A 14,580-nucleotide genomic window follows, 5' to 3' on the forward strand; every position below is an offset into this window, starting at 1 on the left:
AAAGCTTCCGTCATGCGGAAGCTTTTTTATTGATGCTGTATTTTTATACTATTTCTTATTTTTAGTAGACTTCATATTCAATACTTCAACAAATAAGGAGAATGAAATGGCAAAATACAAGTAGCCTTTCGGAACTGGTGTTACATGACTACCAAAGATAAGAGCGTTTGATAAATGAGCACTTTCTGTAAGTAGCATCATGCCAATTAATATCAAAAACGAAAGTCCTAAAATCTGGATAGAAGGATGTTTGTTTACAAAATTCCCTACAGGAACTGCAAACTGCATCATAATTAAAACAGAGATTACAACAGCTGTAATCATAATATATAAGGCGCCTTCAACACCATTAGTCATACCTACGGCGGTTAAAATACTGTCAAAAGAGAAAACTAAATCAATCATAATGATTTGCAATAATACATTCTGAAATGATTTTGTCGCGGCTTTGCCTAATTCTTTTTCTTCAAGTCCTTTTTCGTCTACTTTCTCACGTATTTCACTGGTACTTTTATAAATCAGGAATAGACCTCCAAAGAGTAGGATGATACTTTGTCCCGTTATTCCGGCAGAGAACCAACTAAGGTCAATTGTGAACCAAGGTTCCTTCATTTGGATTAATAGATTAATTCCAAATAGAAGTGCAATTCTCATGAACATGGCCAAAAACATCCCTATTTTAGTCGCTTTTTTACGTTTTTCTACAGGAAGCTTACCCGTTGCAATCGAAATGAAAATAATGTTATCAATCCCTAGAACAATTTCAAGAAATGTTAATGTTACCAAGGCGATCCAAGCATCAGGATTTAAAAATACTTCCATTTTAGTAAGGTATTAATTTATTAATTAGAGGTTTTGCAATACAGATTTAGGCTTTAGTCTGAGAGCTTTGTTACGGTTCCTTTTTGCTTTTGTGCAACGCCTACCATTCCAAATTCAAAGATATAGGTGTTTCCTGATGTTGATAAAATTTTCATACCGATTGCTTTTTCTTCCGCCATGTTTTTGGGATGTAATTTTTTCAAAATATACTCGCAGTCATTTACCCATCGTATGGAAGCCGTATCAGTTTTACCTTCAAAAGTTTCAATTTCGATGCTGTCATTTCGTTCAAAAAGTGTTATTTTTTTTTCGCCATCGACTTCGTATTCAAAACTGAATTTGCCGGTTTTAAAATCTTTGCAGTTGTGTTCCACATTATAGCAGGACACAATCGATAGAAGGACTGGGAGTAATAATAGTTTTTTCATATTTTTTGGAGCTTAACCCTGCTATTCGTTTCAATCTTTCTAGAGCTGAAAAAAATTCAGCTCTAGAAAGGATTTTCACTGCTATCAGGGCTAGTGTATTAGTGTTATTTTATTTATTTAGCTTTTTTAACTCGTCACCAGTAAAGTTTTTGATCCTTTTTTCCTGTGCAAATTTATCAGCGTTGTAACTGACCGATTTATTTTGGGGAATCGATAGACTTTCCCAATCACCCTGTTTCAATTGTTTGGCATAAAGTACAATTTGACCAATATGATATGGATAATGGGCTAATTGTCTGTTTATTGCATCCATTGCTGTTTGCCCCTCATTCCTGATATAAATTATTTGTAAAAGTTGTTCAGGAAGCAGGGAATCAATTGCTTCAAAAAAGCAATTCCAACCCGTATTCCATGTTGCCAGTACTTCATCTTTGGTCTGCTCTTCCTTTTCAAATTCCATATCACGAATCCTCCATTCTTTTTCACCATCGGTAGTTAAGAAATCGGTCCATCGAGATAACATATTACCTGAAAGGTGTTTTATAATTGTCGCAATGCTGTTAGAAGCTTCATTTGTGGCAATAAAAAGTTGGTTTGGTTCCAATTGCTCTATTGCTTTTTCGCCAATTGCCTTATAATAGTGCATTTGTTTTTTTACGCTGTCAAGATAGTGTTGATTGATATCCATTTTTACTGAATTTTGATGTCGTATTTATCCAATAGTCCCGGTATTCCTTGGCTCGAAAAACGTGCTTTTTTCATTGGGTTATACTCGGGATCAATTTTATAATTATAAGCCGTTAAGAAATTAACTTCTTTTAGTTGAGTGTCGTTAAAAATGGCTCCTTCTAAATTACAGTTGTCAAAAACCGATTGGGTAAGGATAGTTCCTATGAAACTAACCTCTTTCATTGAGCAGTTGTTGAACTTTGTTTTAGGCATTTTCTTGTTGGAAAAGGAAGAGTAATCCAGAACGCAATCCTGAAAATTCACGCCAAACAAGAAATCAGTACAACTGTGAAATTGAATTCCCATTAATTTACAGTTGGTAAAATTGACCGTTTTCAAACTTGTTCCAAGCAATTGTGTCATCGAAAGGTTGCAATCGATAAACTCGCAATCCATAAAGGTATTGTTAGAGAAATCACTGTTAGAGAAATCACAGTTTTTAAAGATGCAATCCTCAAATTCTCTATTGTTTACTCTCTTATCGATGAAAACAATTTTTTCGAATGTCTTTTGAATGTGTATTAGGTCTTCCATTAGTCGTTAAATAAACTTTTCATAATTGTTTTTAAACCTAAATACATTAGAATCATAGCAGACAGGCAAGCAATAATTCCAATTCCTAAAACAAGATAATGCCATACGTTTTGCTTATTCATAAATGCATTATAAATCAACGAGGGGCCAATAAACATTAAAGGTAACGCACCGGATAAATATTTTATTCCTTTAGATAACACTTTTTTATTTGTTGCCATTGTATTGAGTTTGAAGTTTAAAGTTTCATGTTGTTTTTTAACGCAAAAACAGTTTACTGCTTAGTATTATAAAAGTCGATTGCTTTTCTAACATTTCTGTGCATGTCTAGCAATTCAGCGGCTTCCTTATAGCTTACTGGAATTTCTCCCATAATCATTTTTATGCCGCGGTCAACGAGTTTGCTATTGCTCAGTTGCATATCGACCATTTTGTTTCCTTTTACTTTTCCTAATTGAATCATGGTAGCTGTCGAAATCATGTTTAATACCATTTTCTGTGCTGTTCCTGCTTTCATTCTGGAGCTTCCAGTTATAAATTCAGGTCCAACAACTACGTCAATAGGAAATTTTGCTGTTTGCGAAAGTGGACTTTCTGCATTACAGGAAATGCTTCCAGTGATCACCTTATTTTTATTGCAGGCCTGCAATCCGCCAATCACATAGGGAGTTGTTCCTGAGGCTGCAATTCCTACTACAACGTCATTTTCATTTATGTGATATTCTTGTAAATCTTTCCAAGCTTGGGTAGCGTTGTCTTCTGCATTTTCAACAGCTCTACGAATCGCCGTGTCACCACCGGCAATAATACCTACAACCATATCAAAAGGAACGCCAAAAGTAGGCGGGCATTCTGATGCGTCCACAACGCCTAATCTTCCTGAAGTTCCTGCACCTATATAGAAAAGTCGGCCTCCCAATTTCATTTTAGCGACAATCTGCGTCACTAAGGTTTCAATTTGCGGCAGGGCTTTTTCAACGGCAAGAGGAACAGTTTTGTCTTCCTGATTGATATTAGTCAACAATTCAGTAATAGACATCGTTTCTAGATGTTCATACTTGGAGGATTGTTCCGTGGTTTTGGTGAAATTCATATTTATCGTAATTAAACTTGCCCAAAATTAAACTTTTTTCGGGCAATGACATAAAAATTGTTGCTTTAAAACTTCAATATTGAACATTCGTTATTGAACATTCAACATTGGTTTTCAATAGGTAATAAGAATCGAATCAGTAGATTTATAAAAATTTTGAATATTCAATTTTAAAAAATGAATTTTGAAATTTTCAACTATTGCGTAAGGGATAGCAGCGTAAATCCTTTTTGTTTTTTTTAATAAAAAGATTACCTCATTTTATTTTTATTTTATTCGGAACCCGGTGAATTTCATTTGTAGCGAATAGCCCGACCACACTGAAACGAGAGTGGAAGTGGGGTCACGCCCAAAATCATAAAAAATAGGCCAATATGATACCCAAAATAATCATAGAAACTTTGGCAATATTGAATTTATGTCCTTCACTGCTTTCAAAAATAATGGTCGATGAAATATGGAATAATATCCCAATAACAATGGCCGTGATTTGTGTTGTATATTGATTTAGAATAGGTAAATAATCAGACGCGAAGGTTCCTAGTGGAGTCATAATTGCAAAGGTAATCATGAAGGCAAAAATGGCTTTTTTATTTAATTGGGAATTAATAAAAAAAGTGGTCAGAATAATGGCAATAGGCAAGTGATGAATAGCGATACCAATTGCTAGATTGTCATGATGGTGTCCTACAGGAAAACCTTCTAGAAAAGCATGAATACAAAGACTGACAAACAATAGCCATGGGATATGGTTCATGTTATCATGTCCATGAACATGTCCGTGTTCTGCGCCTTTCGAGAAAAACTCTAAAATAATTTGGAATAAAATTCCCATCATTATAAAGATACCAGTGTTACCATCATGGCTTTCATAGACATCTGGTAAGAGATGCATCACGGTCAAGGAAAGTAAAAAAGAACCACTGAATGCTAACAATAGCTTCAGGTTAGTTTTGTTTTTTGGTTTTAAAACCAATGCGATACTATATCCTAATAATACGGAAAGTAACGGTAAAAGATAATTCATCTCTTGTATTGAATGGGTTAATCTATGAGACTTTCGTTGGCAATTTGTTTTTGTTAAACAAATTTAAAAATCCCATTTAAACTATTTAAAAATCATAATTAATCTTTCGCTTTCCGTCTTGTGGAATTTTTTCAATTTGTAGTCTCCAAAAATGTCCAACAAATAGATTCCGGCTTCTTCCATTAAGGTTTCAAAATCTTGTAAGGTCAAGGCTCTTACTTTTTCAATATAATGAAATTTTTGTCCTTTGTCTTCAAAGTCGATTTCTTTAAAGACATAACCGTCTTTCAAGTAGCGTTTAATATAAAAATCAATATCATCAACGGTTTTTGTTTCTTCAGGAACTAATGTGTTTACCACTTGAGCCACGTTCATAAAGTCAATAACGGCAAATCCGTATTCAGATAAACTTTCTTTGATGGCTTTTAGTGTGGTGAGATTATCTTCGTCATTTTCGAAATAGCCGAAGCTAGTGAACAAATTAAAAATGGCATCGTATTTTTCTTCAAATGGTTCACGCATGTCATGCACTTTAAACTGTAAAGTGTCATTTTCATTTTTAGCTGCTTGAGCTATGCTATTTTCTGACAAATCAGCACCCAAAACATCAAACCCTAATTGATTAAGGTAAATAGAGTGGCGTCCTTTTCCGCAGGCCAAATCAAGCACTTTTGCTTTTTCCGGAAGGTTGAGGTAGTGCGTTAGATTATCCATGAAAATCTGCGCCTCCCTATAATTACGGTCTTTGTAAAGGATGTGGTAGTAAGGTGTATCGAACCATGAACTGAACCAAGTTTGAGTTGGTTGATCCTGGTTTATTATCGTTGGTTTTTGTTCTTCAGACATTTATTCTTTTTCAATTTATTCTATCCGGCAAATTTAGTGTATTTTTGCTGAAAAATAACGAATACGGGTATATACAAGGACATTCTCGTAACAAATACTAAAATTTTTATTGCAGGCAGAAATTTAATTAGAAAATGCTTGTTGTAATTGACACAAAAAGATGGAAAATAATTTTAAGATGGTTGCCAAAACCTTTTTTGGTTTTGAAGAAATATTAGCAAAGGAATTACTGATGTTAGGCGCGCAAGACGTGGAGCAAGGAGTAAGAATGGTAAGTTTTAAAGGGGATAAAGGATTCATGTACAAAGCAAATTTATCTTTGCGTACGGCATTAAAAATCTTAAAACCTATTTATTTTTTTAAGGCAAACAACGAACAAGCGCTATATAAAGGAATTTCTGGTGTAAACTGGTCAAGATATATTAATGCCAATCAAACTTTTGTGATTGATGCGACCGTTCACTCGGATAGCTTTAATCATTCTGAATTTGTTTCACAGAAATGTAAGGATGCGATTGTTGATCAATTTAGAGAAAGAACAGGACAACGTCCAAGTATCGATAAGATACATCCTGATTTAAGAATCAACATTCATATTGACAGAGACCAAGTTTCAGTTGCATTAGATACCTCAGGGAATTCATTGCATCAACGTGGGTACAGGACGGCAACTAATATTGCACCTATCAACGAAGTCTTGGCAGCAGGAGTTTTGTTGCTTTCAGGTTGGGACGGTCAAGGTGATTTTTTAGATCCTATGTGTGGTTCTGGAACTTTTCTTGCTGAAGCGGCTATGATTGCCTGTAACATTCCGGCAAACATCAACCGTAAAGAATTTGCTTTCGAAAAATGGCATGACTGGGATAACGAATTGTTTGACAATATCACAGACAGTTTGCTAAAAAGAGTGCGTGAATTTCATTACACGATAAAAGGTTTTGACAAAGCGCCATCTGCCGTTCAAAAAGCCAAAGATAATATCAAGAATGCTAATCTTGATGAATACATCACTATTGAAGAGCAAAACTTTTTTGATACTGAAAAAACTACTCAAGGGAAACTGCACATGGTTTTCAATCCGCCGTATGATGAGCGATTGGATATTCATATGGAAGAATTCTACAAAAACATTGGAGATACGCTTAAGAAAAACTATCCTGGAACTAACGCTTGGTTTATCACTGGAAATCTAGAAGCTTTGAAATTTGTAGGATTGAAACCTTCAAGAAAAATCAAACTTTTTAATGCAAGTATTGAAGCACGTTTAGTGAAATATGAAATGTACGAAGGAAGTAAAAGAACAAAATTTCAAGTGACTGAAGGGGAAAGTGAAGTAGAGAAAAAAGAGAGTGAAGAATAAAGAATAGAGAGAAAAGAATAGAGAGGATGCAAGAGGTGTCGATTATTGCATATCAATTGTCGCTAGAAGCTGTTTTTGACTTTTGACCTTCGACTTTAAAAACTTTAAGACTAAAAAACAATGACAAAATTACAAATAAGAGCATTTTTATACCAACTAGGCTGTTTCGCAATATTATTCATCTCAGCACGCTACTTAGTGGAACATTATACTGAATTAACTGGATTGTGGATTCCGGGTACTGCATTTGTTGTAGGTACACTTTTATCTCCAAAATTTCAGGCGGTAAAAACCAAAGATGGTGAGCGATTGTTTATGAAATGGATTTTTGCCAAAGGGGTGAAAGAAATAGGATAATTTGTTATCGCAACATAAAAAAAGGAGCTAATTATAGATTTATAATTAGCTCCTTTTTACTTTTCTATAGATTAGAAAATCTATCTTTTTGGCTGTGCTTTTGTGGGAACGACAATAGCTTCTACTTTCTTTTTATATAGAGGAATGAAATAGGTAACGGTATAGTTGAATCCTACTCCAAAATCACCATCATAAGTTCTATTGAATCCTGGGATGTATAAATTGTCAAAATTCCCTGGTTTTTTATTTGAAACCAATCGGTTTAAACGCAGGCTGAAACCCATAAATACGTTGTCAAATACTTTTGCTTTAACACCCGCCACAACTTCGATCCAGCTTGCTGTTAATCCGTTGAATTTTTCTCCAGATGCAATTGCCGGTATTTCTCCAAAATAAGGATTGGCATTATAAATTTTGTAACTGTTAAGCTCTTGGTTAAAAGTACTGAAACCATATCGCAAACCAATAGAGATAATGTTCTCCATGTCTAACCAGTTTTCGTAGGCATTGTAATCAAAACCTGCTTTTAGGTAAGAGCCTTTGGTGGTAAAATTCAATCGAGTGTCATCAGTGGTTTTATTTTCATTACCTAATTCGGCAGCTAAGAAATATTTTTTGGTCAACCTGTAATCTCCCACAAATTCGATTCCTTTATAGTCACTATCATACAAACCGCGAGTCAGTTTATATAAATCAACACCTACACGCAATCCGTATCGATTAGTTTTGGCAGGAACCACTGCTTCTTGTTTCTCATCGGGCAATTTCACGGTCTTTAAATTACCATTGTCAGGAATGATAGCTTTAGAACTTGTGCTGTCAGCTACATTTTTCAGAGTAGTGGTTTCTTGCGCCTGAGCTAAAAATAAAGATAAAACTAGGCAAATACTAAAAATATATTTCAAGATGTGTTTCGTTTTCGTTAGCTATAATACTGTTTTTAACTGCGATGTATTGAATCCATTTTTCAACAGCTACATCTGAAGCTGTATTGACATAAGGCGTTAGAGGATCTAAAGTATATTCGGTTTTAAATCCACAGGCTCTAGATACAAAAACATCAGTCCTAGAATAATTAAATTTTAAAATGTCTTCATAGACTACCGCTGGATTTGTATTTCCATAATTTAAAATAAAACGAAAACTTGTTACATCAGCATCCGTTTTTAGCGGAATCGAAACGGTACTAGCATTAATTAAAGTACTTCCGTTAAAAGTGATTCCTTCAGTCTTTCCTTCTCCAATTATGGTTAGATCAGTCACGTTTTTTAAAACAGATGAATTGTTTATGTCATAAAAGGAAATGACCAATCGCGAAGTAGTGATGGTATTGGCATCACAAATATCATCTTTCTCACAACTGGAGAAAGTGAAGGCAAGAACCAATAACAACAAAAATGTCTTTTTCATATAATAATATTCAGTGTTCAGTGTTCCTTTTTAGTATTCAGAAATAGATGTTCTGAATACTAAAAAGGGCAAACTGACTACTATTTTCTTTTTTCAAGCAGCACTACATTTTCCACATGATGCGTTTGCGGAAACATATCTACAGGACGCACTCGTGTTACTTTGTATTTCTCGTCCATCAAGGCTAAATCACGGGCTTGTGTCGCTGAGTTACAGCTTACATACACCACTTTGTCTGGAGCAATTTTCATGATTTGTTCAATCACGTCTTTGTGCATTCCGTCTCTTGGTGGATCAGTAATAATTACATCAGGATGTCCGTGTTGCGCAATGAAACTATCATTAAACACTACTTTCATGTCTCCTACAAAGAACTCACAATTTGTGATTTCATTGCGTACCGCATTCGCTTTAGCATCTTTAATGGCATCAGGAACACTTTCTACACCTATTACTTTTTTTGCTTTTTTAGAAACAAACTGAGCAATAGTACCTGTTCCAGTGTATAAATCATACACGATTTCGTTTCCAGTCAATCCGGCGAAATCACGTGTTATTTTGTATAATTCGTATGCTTGATCAGAGTTGGTTTGGTAAAAAGATTTGGCATTAATGCTAAATTTCAAACCTTCCATTTCTTCCAGGATATAGTCACGACCTTTGTACAGTTTAATGTCTGTATCATATAAGGTATCATTCGCCTTAGCGTTCACCACATATTGTAATGAAGTAATCTGAGGGAATTTCTCGTATAAATGATCTAGGATTAACTCTCTGTTTGCTTTGTCATTTTCAAAAAACTGAATCAAAACCATGATTTCACCAGTTGAAGACGTACGTAACATCAATGTTCTCAATAAACCAGAATGTTCTCTTGGGTTAAAGAAAGTCAGACCGTTTGCATTAGCAAAATCTCTCACTTCATTTCTGATCGCATTTGAAGGATCTTCTTGAAGGTGACATTTATTGATGTCCAGGATTTTATCCCACATTTTCGGAATATGAAAACCAAGTGCATTTCTGTTTCCTAAATCTTCAGTGCTTCCTATTTCTGCTTCGGTCAACCAACGGCTGTTAGAAAATGAAAATTCCATTTTGTTTCTGTAAAAAAACTGTTTTTCAGAACCTAAGATTGGTTCAAATTCAGGAAGTTCTACTTTTCCTATGCGTTGCAAGTGGTTCAAAACCTCATTTTGCTTGTAATACAACTGTTGGCTGTACTTCATATTTTGCCATTTACAACCTCCACAAACACCAAAGTGCTCGCAAACAGGTTCAGTACGATGTTCTGAGTATTCGTGAAAATGTACTGCTTTTCCTTCGTAAAAGGACTTGCGTTTTTTAAACGTTTGCACGTCAACCACATCACCCGGAACCACGTTTGGGATAAACACTACTTTCCCATCAGGAGCTTTTGCAACTGATACGCCTTTTGCACCTGCATCAAGGACTTTTATCTGATGAAAGACAACTTTGTCTGTATTTTTCTTAGCCATGGCGCAAAAATAAGCGTTTGTAAACTTTTATAAATTCAATTTGGCAAATATTTTCAAAAAGAAGTGTTTTTTATTTAGGCCAAATCCCGCTTTCTGCTACAAATCCTCGTTTCGACAGCCCATATCCGGCCATAAAAGGAGCTTGCTACGGTGGCTCTTTTCTTGCACGGCTTTGTAGGCTGTTGCAACTGCGGGTTTTTTGCTGCAATCTGGGGCAGGGGATTTTCGGTTATAATTGCGATTGGATAAAAAAATAAAATCATAATATTTAGCTAAACCAAAGAGAATATTTTTGATTTCCAGATAAAGGACGTAATTTTAATAAAATGATAATTATGAAAACTACTTTAAAAAGAACACTTCTATTCGTTTTATTCATTTATGGATTTGCTACTCAAGCACAAAATGATGGCGCTTCAAGAATTGAAAGAAATGTCCCGTTAGTTGTAATCGAATCATTTAATGCTGTTTTCTCTGCCAAAGACCCAGTCTGGTTTACTAGATATCAGGGCAAGGATAATCAAGAATTAGTTTATGTAGCTAAATTTATATTGGGAAACAGATATTGTAAATCAGTATATGATTTCAATGGCAATCAAATTGTTTTTGCGGCTACGGTGGACTACAATGAATTGCCTGAAGGAGCCCGTAATTATATGAAAGAAATGTATCCTTCTTTTCCAATTATTGAAGCCTTAATGGTTACTGATAATGAAAAAGTGGTTACTTATGAAATAGGAATTTATATTGATAACCAATATGTGGTACAAGTTTTCTCTAATGATGGAGATTTTATAAAAAATACAAAAGCATAATTGCAATTCTTGTTATCACTTTCAATTGTAGTTGTATTCAAAAATGATTTTTGCGCTTCATCCATTCGTAGTTTACGATCGATAGAAAGTAAAAAAGGAAATCAGCGCAGAGTTTTCCCGCCATGATTCCCGTTACTGCATTTCCCGTCAAAATAGGCAACCAGTACATACAAAAAGGACGCACCAATAAAATGTCTAAAAGGGCAGGGTAGCCAAACTCCAATACTAAGTTTTTGACAATTCTTAAAAGATCATTTAAAGAAGTCTTTTGTTTTAGAGTTTTGTTTTTTTTGGCAAGTTGAAGGTAAGCCATGCTGATAATGACCCCATAAAAGGCAAAATACTCCATAAACGTAATCAAGTAGGCCGTTGTCAAACCATCAAAAACCCTGCTAAATTGCGAGCCCAACAAAGCCGCAGTCGTAGCAGCTAACTCGGCATATTTATAACGATCAAACCATTCTTTAAACTGTACTTTGGAAAGCATAATAGTATGTTGCTGTTTTTAGGAAAAGCAAAATTAGACTAATTTGGGGGATAGGAAGATGAAAAACCGACTTGTTTAAAGGAAGGGGTTATAATTTAGTTTGCCTTATTTGTAAATGTTTTTTTGTCTTTCAAAATTTTAAAAACTTGACTAATGTTGTTTTCTCCGCGATGCGAATAATAATTACCATAAGCATCTATTATAACGATGCTATTACAAGGATAATGCACAGGAAAAAAAAGGGATTCTATTAATTTGTTTTTATCCTTAATCCAGTTAATATTGCCGTAAGCTGCTGTTCCTTCGGGTGATTTATAGACAAAAAACTGTTTGATATTTTGGTGCTTTTTAAGCTTTTGTAAGTACTCTTGATAATTTATTCTCGTCATTTCCTTGTCTCCACTGCTATTACAGGCATCCTGACCAGGATAATAATAGATAACTATTTTATCTTCTTTATGAAAATAGGCTGTAATGGCTAAATCTGACTTTAGTGCATTAAGTTGACTGTTACTTATTTTTCCTTTTTTAATTCTTTTAGCGCTCACATTTAAGTAAACAGAATCTGCATCAAATTTTAAATTCAGATAATCATCCCCCGAATTGCGGTCGTATTCTTGTTTACTGATATACTCTAAATCATCGTTTACATACACTTCTTTTTTTTGCGCAGAAAGAAACGAAATGCTAACGGTAATAAATAGAATTAAAAACAGATTGCTTTTTCTCATTTTGTTTAATTAATGGCTTTGAATTGCTTCATTTCTTGCAACGGTTCTATGGCATTGTAATCCTTCCATATCTTAGGATTATAGGATTTGATATTTATATATTTAAAATCTTCTTCCTTAACTTTTGCAATTGCTGCTGCTGTTGTTTCAGAGCGGGAGATATTTAGAAACTCTGTTTTATTGCGCATATTGGCTTCTATTTTAAAATCAAGTGCTAAAACATCTTTTTCTCCCTTGGCTAATTCTATCAGTTTCAATGGGCGATTGAGATAAAAGTAATTTCCACTTTCTGTAGCGGCATACTGCATATAATAGTTATCGTCTTCCGCTCTTTTTTTATAAATGATGGTTCCTTTACTCACATTCTCGGACACTTTAATTCCTAAAAGAAATTTCATATTAAAATTACTCAGCTTTTCGCCGTCGTCAAGGACATAATCTGCTCTTAGGACAGCATAATCAGTTTCAGAAATATATAGTTTACCTACATACATCGCTTTTCTTTTTCTAGGTTTAAAAGTAAGGACATAAGCAAATTCATTTTGACTGGTGTAAGTCGTCCCTTCATAAGTATAGTCATAGAGCTCCGGTTTTTGTATAAAATCGAATCTCTTGTTCTTTAAAAAGTTGTTTTCATACATGAAGCTGTTCAAATTAATTTTTGTCGCTGTTAATTGATTCTTTACTTCTTTGTCTTTCCCTGGTTTTGTATTAAAGTCTTTACGTAATGATATTGTATCGCGTGATCCTACAAGTCCACTTTTGAAGCGGTAATATTTAGTAGTGTCTAGATGTTGTAGCATTAAATTTTTAGCTGTTTTCTCGAGATCGTCTAAGGATGTCGATTCTCCTTCATTTTTTAAAATAGTAGCTTTTAAAACATCTAGTTTGGAGGTAAACACAAACTTCTCTGCTTTTTTTGTTTTAACGGAATAGTAATTACAAAGAACATCAGTAAATGACACAGGCGGCTTCGAAATTAATTTAGTAGAAAAAGACTGCAAATCGTTGTTGACTTTTAATAATGCTTGTTTGCTAAAGCCAGTTGATTCGTTAATTTCGACATCAATTATGGAAGGATTGAAATAATTTGATTTTCTAAAAAAGAACATTTCCTTTGATCCTTTTTCGCCAGTTGTATAATTACGGCTTAAGTTGGCTTTTACATTTGCCATAATCTCGTAAGGATTTGGTTTTAGGTTAGACACCGCAACATTATCAAGCTCGTAAATACCAGCTATAAGTTTAATCGTAAAATCGAGCTTTTTCAATTCGCCTACAGTTAATTGCTGATTAACAAAACCCAAATAGGAAACTACAAGCATTGTTTCTTCCTGACTGTTGCTCTCAGATAAGGTAAAATAACCTTCCCCATTAGAAACTAAGTTTTCCGATTCGTTTACTCGAATGTTTGCATAGGGAATACTTTCCCCAGTTTTAGAATCGATAATTTTTCCCCTAATGTTTTGGGCAAAACCTGTGTGGAATAAAATCAGGATAAAAAAAGTATATAGTAAGTTAGGTTTCATAGAGGGGATGTTTATTATAAACAAGACGAAGAGAAGTGGGTTTTGTTACAAAGTTTTTGATTAAAGAATAGTATATAAGTGAATGACAATTTATCTGTCATTGACTACTTAGACACGAAAATATTTCTGCGGTAGCGGGGATTTTATTAGTTAAATACTACTTTTCCAAGTACAAAACCATCTTTAAATTCAGCCTAAAACCGCAATCTCGCCAAAAGGCTGTTAGCAAAAGTTTTTATAATTTAATTCCAAAAATCATTTATTTTGTTAAATTGTTCCTCGTTATTAGCTTGATTTTCATATTTGTATAAATTATCCCAATATATTTCTCCACCGATTTTAACGAATACTTTATAATATCCTTTTGTAAGAGTTCCTATGTTCACTCCAATATTACTAGAGGATTGTCCATTAAGTGAAAAATTAGAATTTGAACTAATTGTCTGTTCACTATACAGATTTGTATTCAAAATGCTGCTAAAATTTAATTCTTGATGAATTTTTTCTGGTTTTGCTGAAACAAACCATACATCAGTAACATTTTCTTGTGCTAAAATGTAAACTGATTCGTTAGCTGGATTAGGGTAAATTTTAAACTTGTTATTTACTAAAATATTCGGGTTTCCAAGTTTTAATACGATCTCGTTTTGATCTAGTGTTTGTCTACAATTAATTCCAGTCACTAAATTTAAGGCAGCCTTATCAGTTGAATTATTAGTTTCATCTTTGGTACAACTTAGTGCCAAAATAGAGATAAGAAAAAATAGTTTTTTTTTCATATTAATACGTTGAAATGTTTGCTAACGTTTCGCTGCTTTGAGATGGCTGGAAGTTCGTAACCGCTCAATTTTCGGATTAACGGAAACTTGATGCGAAACGGCAATTCCACTAAACTCCAGCTATATCAAAACAGCTG

At 34.1% G+C, this 14,580-nt stretch carries 18 protein-coding genes; 3 read left to right on the forward strand and 15 right to left on the reverse strand.

Translation table 11 applies throughout. The features are described 5' to 3' along the window. Positions 1-48 precede the first annotated feature (48 nt). From HJ01_RS12495 to HJ01_RS12530, 8 genes are all read right to left on the reverse strand, one after another. The gene (locus HJ01_RS12495) at positions 49-822 is read right to left on the reverse strand and encodes a TerC family protein (RefSeq protein ID WP_007138804.1); all 774 of its coding nucleotides are present in this window, start codon (positions 820-822) and stop codon (positions 49-51) included. Positions 823-875: 53 nt separating this feature from the next. Next, on the reverse strand, positions 876-1,250 hold the full coding sequence (locus HJ01_RS12500) for a hypothetical protein (protein WP_007138805.1): 375 nt from the start codon (positions 1,248-1,250) through the stop codon (positions 876-878). Between the two features lie 109 nt (positions 1,251-1,359). Beyond that, positions 1,360-1,938: a DUF1572 family protein gene (locus tag HJ01_RS12505; protein ID WP_007138806.1), complete on the reverse strand. Its 579-nt coding sequence runs from the start codon at positions 1,936-1,938 to the stop codon at positions 1,360-1,362. Positions 1,939-1,940: 2 nt separating this feature from the next. Next, positions 1,941-2,513 (reverse strand): pentapeptide repeat-containing protein, encoded by a 573-nt coding sequence (locus HJ01_RS12510; protein ID WP_007138807.1) that lies wholly within the window; start codon positions 2,511-2,513, stop codon positions 1,941-1,943. Continuing rightward, positions 2,513-2,734: a DUF6095 family protein gene (locus tag HJ01_RS12515; RefSeq protein ID WP_007138808.1), complete on the reverse strand. Its 222-nt coding sequence runs from the start codon at positions 2,732-2,734 to the stop codon at positions 2,513-2,515. Before HJ01_RS12515 ends, HJ01_RS12510 begins: the two co-directional genes overlap by 1 nt. Positions 2,735-2,787: 53 nt before the next feature. Continuing rightward, a complete protein-coding gene (gene murQ, locus HJ01_RS12520) occupies positions 2,788-3,606 on the reverse strand; it encodes an N-acetylmuramic acid 6-phosphate etherase (protein ID WP_040473941.1) in 819 nt (272 codons plus the stop codon). A gap of 355 nt (positions 3,607-3,961) precedes the next feature. Beyond that, the gene (locus HJ01_RS12525) at positions 3,962-4,633 is read right to left on the reverse strand and encodes a ZIP family metal transporter (protein WP_007138810.1); all 672 of its coding nucleotides are present in this window, start codon (positions 4,631-4,633) and stop codon (positions 3,962-3,964) included. 81 nt (positions 4,634-4,714) lie between these two features. Continuing rightward, positions 4,715-5,479 (reverse strand): class I SAM-dependent methyltransferase, encoded by a 765-nt coding sequence (locus HJ01_RS12530; protein ID WP_007138811.1) that lies wholly within the window; start codon positions 5,477-5,479, stop codon positions 4,715-4,717. Between the two features lie 160 nt (positions 5,480-5,639). Between HJ01_RS12530 and HJ01_RS12535 the strand changes: the two genes are divergently transcribed. Next, complete coding sequence (locus HJ01_RS12535; protein ID WP_007138812.1) at positions 5,640-6,839, forward strand: class I SAM-dependent RNA methyltransferase; 1,200 nt, start codon at positions 5,640-5,642, stop codon at positions 6,837-6,839. A gap of 120 nt (positions 6,840-6,959) precedes the next feature. Then, positions 6,960-7,196: a hypothetical protein gene (locus HJ01_RS12540; RefSeq protein ID WP_007138813.1), complete on the forward strand. Its 237-nt coding sequence runs from the start codon at positions 6,960-6,962 to the stop codon at positions 7,194-7,196. 80 nt (positions 7,197-7,276) lie between these two features. Here the strand turns inward: HJ01_RS12540 and HJ01_RS12545 are convergent, their stop codons facing one another. The 3 genes from HJ01_RS12545 to rlmD form a co-directional block, all read right to left on the reverse strand. Then, a complete protein-coding gene (locus HJ01_RS12545; protein ID WP_007138814.1) occupies positions 7,277-8,101 on the reverse strand; it encodes a DUF6048 family protein in 825 nt (274 codons plus the stop codon). Further along, positions 8,085-8,606 carry a DUF6452 family protein gene (locus HJ01_RS12550; RefSeq protein ID WP_007138815.1) on the reverse strand — a complete coding sequence of 174 codons (522 nt, stop codon included), beginning with the start codon at positions 8,604-8,606 and terminating at the stop codon, positions 8,085-8,087. Before HJ01_RS12550 ends, HJ01_RS12545 begins: the two co-directional genes overlap by 17 nt. 80 nt (positions 8,607-8,686) lie before the next feature. After that, a complete protein-coding gene (rlmD, locus tag HJ01_RS12555; RefSeq protein ID WP_007138816.1) occupies positions 8,687-10,102 on the reverse strand; it encodes a 23S rRNA (uracil(1939)-C(5))-methyltransferase RlmD in 1,416 nt (471 codons plus the stop codon). Positions 10,103-10,437: 335 nt separating this feature from the next. Here rlmD and HJ01_RS12560 point away from each other — a divergent pair, with 335 nt between their 5' ends. Then, the gene (locus tag HJ01_RS12560; RefSeq protein WP_007138817.1) at positions 10,438-10,917 is read left to right on the forward strand and encodes a hypothetical protein; all 480 of its coding nucleotides are present in this window, start codon (positions 10,438-10,440) and stop codon (positions 10,915-10,917) included. A 37-nt stretch (positions 10,918-10,954) separates the two neighbouring features. Here the strand turns inward: HJ01_RS12560 and HJ01_RS12565 are convergent, their stop codons facing one another. From HJ01_RS12565 to HJ01_RS12580, 4 genes are all read right to left on the reverse strand, one after another. After that, a complete protein-coding gene (locus HJ01_RS12565) occupies positions 10,955-11,404 on the reverse strand; it encodes a hypothetical protein (RefSeq protein WP_007138818.1) in 450 nt (149 codons plus the stop codon). A 95-nt stretch (positions 11,405-11,499) separates the two neighbouring features. Then, entirely contained in the window at positions 11,500-12,135 is a 636-nt protein-coding gene (locus HJ01_RS12570) for a hypothetical protein (protein ID WP_007138819.1), read from the reverse strand. Positions 12,136-12,140: 5 nt separating this feature from the next. Then, positions 12,141-13,664, reverse strand: a complete 1,524-nt coding sequence (locus tag HJ01_RS12575) for a carboxypeptidase-like regulatory domain-containing protein (RefSeq protein WP_007138820.1) — start codon at positions 13,662-13,664, stop codon at positions 12,141-12,143. A 242-nt stretch (positions 13,665-13,906) separates the two neighbouring features. Further along, positions 13,907-14,443, reverse strand: a complete 537-nt coding sequence (locus tag HJ01_RS12580; protein ID WP_007138821.1) for a hypothetical protein — start codon at positions 14,441-14,443, stop codon at positions 13,907-13,909. Positions 14,444-14,580 lie beyond the last annotated feature (137 nt).

The sequence above is a fragment of the Flavobacterium frigoris PS1 genome, assembly GCF_000252125.1.
Classification (GTDB): Bacteria; Bacteroidota; Bacteroidia; order Flavobacteriales; family Flavobacteriaceae; genus Flavobacterium; species Flavobacterium frigoris_A.

What these genes read in the sequence shown, in the direction of transcription:
- HJ01_RS12495 (WP_007138804.1), bottom strand. Translation starts at nt 822, where the DNA reads ATGGAAGTATTTTTAAATCCTGATGCTTGGATCGCCTTGGTAACATTA.
- HJ01_RS12500 (WP_007138805.1), bottom strand. Translation starts at nt 1,250, where the DNA reads ATGAAAAAACTATTATTACTCCCAGTCCTTCTATCGATTGTGTCCTGC.
- HJ01_RS12505 (WP_007138806.1), bottom strand. Translation starts at nt 1,938, where the DNA reads ATGGATATCAATCAACACTATCTTGACAGCGTAAAAAAACAAATGCAC.
- HJ01_RS12510 (WP_007138807.1), bottom strand. Translation starts at nt 2,513, where the DNA reads ATGGAAGACCTAATACACATTCAAAAGACATTCGAAAAAATTGTTTTC.
- HJ01_RS12515 (WP_007138808.1), bottom strand. Translation starts at nt 2,734, where the DNA reads ATGGCAACAAATAAAAAAGTGTTATCTAAAGGAATAAAATATTTATCC.
- murQ (WP_040473941.1), bottom strand. Translation starts at nt 3,606, where the DNA reads ATGAATTTCACCAAAACCACGGAACAATCCTCCAAGTATGAACATCTA.
- HJ01_RS12525 (WP_007138810.1), bottom strand. Translation starts at nt 4,633, where the DNA reads ATGAATTATCTTTTACCGTTACTTTCCGTATTATTAGGATATAGTATC.
- HJ01_RS12530 (WP_007138811.1), bottom strand. Translation starts at nt 5,479, where the DNA reads ATGTCTGAAGAACAAAAACCAACGATAATAAACCAGGATCAACCAACT.
- HJ01_RS12535 (WP_007138812.1), top strand. Translation starts at nt 5,640, where the DNA reads ATGGAAAATAATTTTAAGATGGTTGCCAAAACCTTTTTTGGTTTTGAA.
- HJ01_RS12540 (WP_007138813.1), top strand. Translation starts at nt 6,960, where the DNA reads ATGACAAAATTACAAATAAGAGCATTTTTATACCAACTAGGCTGTTTC.
- HJ01_RS12550 (WP_007138815.1), bottom strand. Translation starts at nt 8,606, where the DNA reads ATGAAAAAGACATTTTTGTTGTTATTGGTTCTTGCCTTCACTTTCTCC.
- rlmD (WP_007138816.1), bottom strand. Translation starts at nt 10,102, where the DNA reads ATGGCTAAGAAAAATACAGACAAAGTTGTCTTTCATCAGATAAAAGTC.
- HJ01_RS12560 (WP_007138817.1), top strand. Translation starts at nt 10,438, where the DNA reads ATGAAAACTACTTTAAAAAGAACACTTCTATTCGTTTTATTCATTTAT.
- HJ01_RS12565 (WP_007138818.1), bottom strand. Translation starts at nt 11,404, where the DNA reads ATGCTTTCCAAAGTACAGTTTAAAGAATGGTTTGATCGTTATAAATAT.
- HJ01_RS12570 (WP_007138819.1), bottom strand. Translation starts at nt 12,135, where the DNA reads ATGAGAAAAAGCAATCTGTTTTTAATTCTATTTATTACCGTTAGCATT.
- HJ01_RS12575 (WP_007138820.1), bottom strand. Translation starts at nt 13,664, where the DNA reads ATGAAACCTAACTTACTATATACTTTTTTTATCCTGATTTTATTCCAC.
- HJ01_RS12580 (WP_007138821.1), bottom strand. Translation starts at nt 14,443, where the DNA reads ATGAAAAAAAAACTATTTTTTCTTATCTCTATTTTGGCACTAAGTTGT.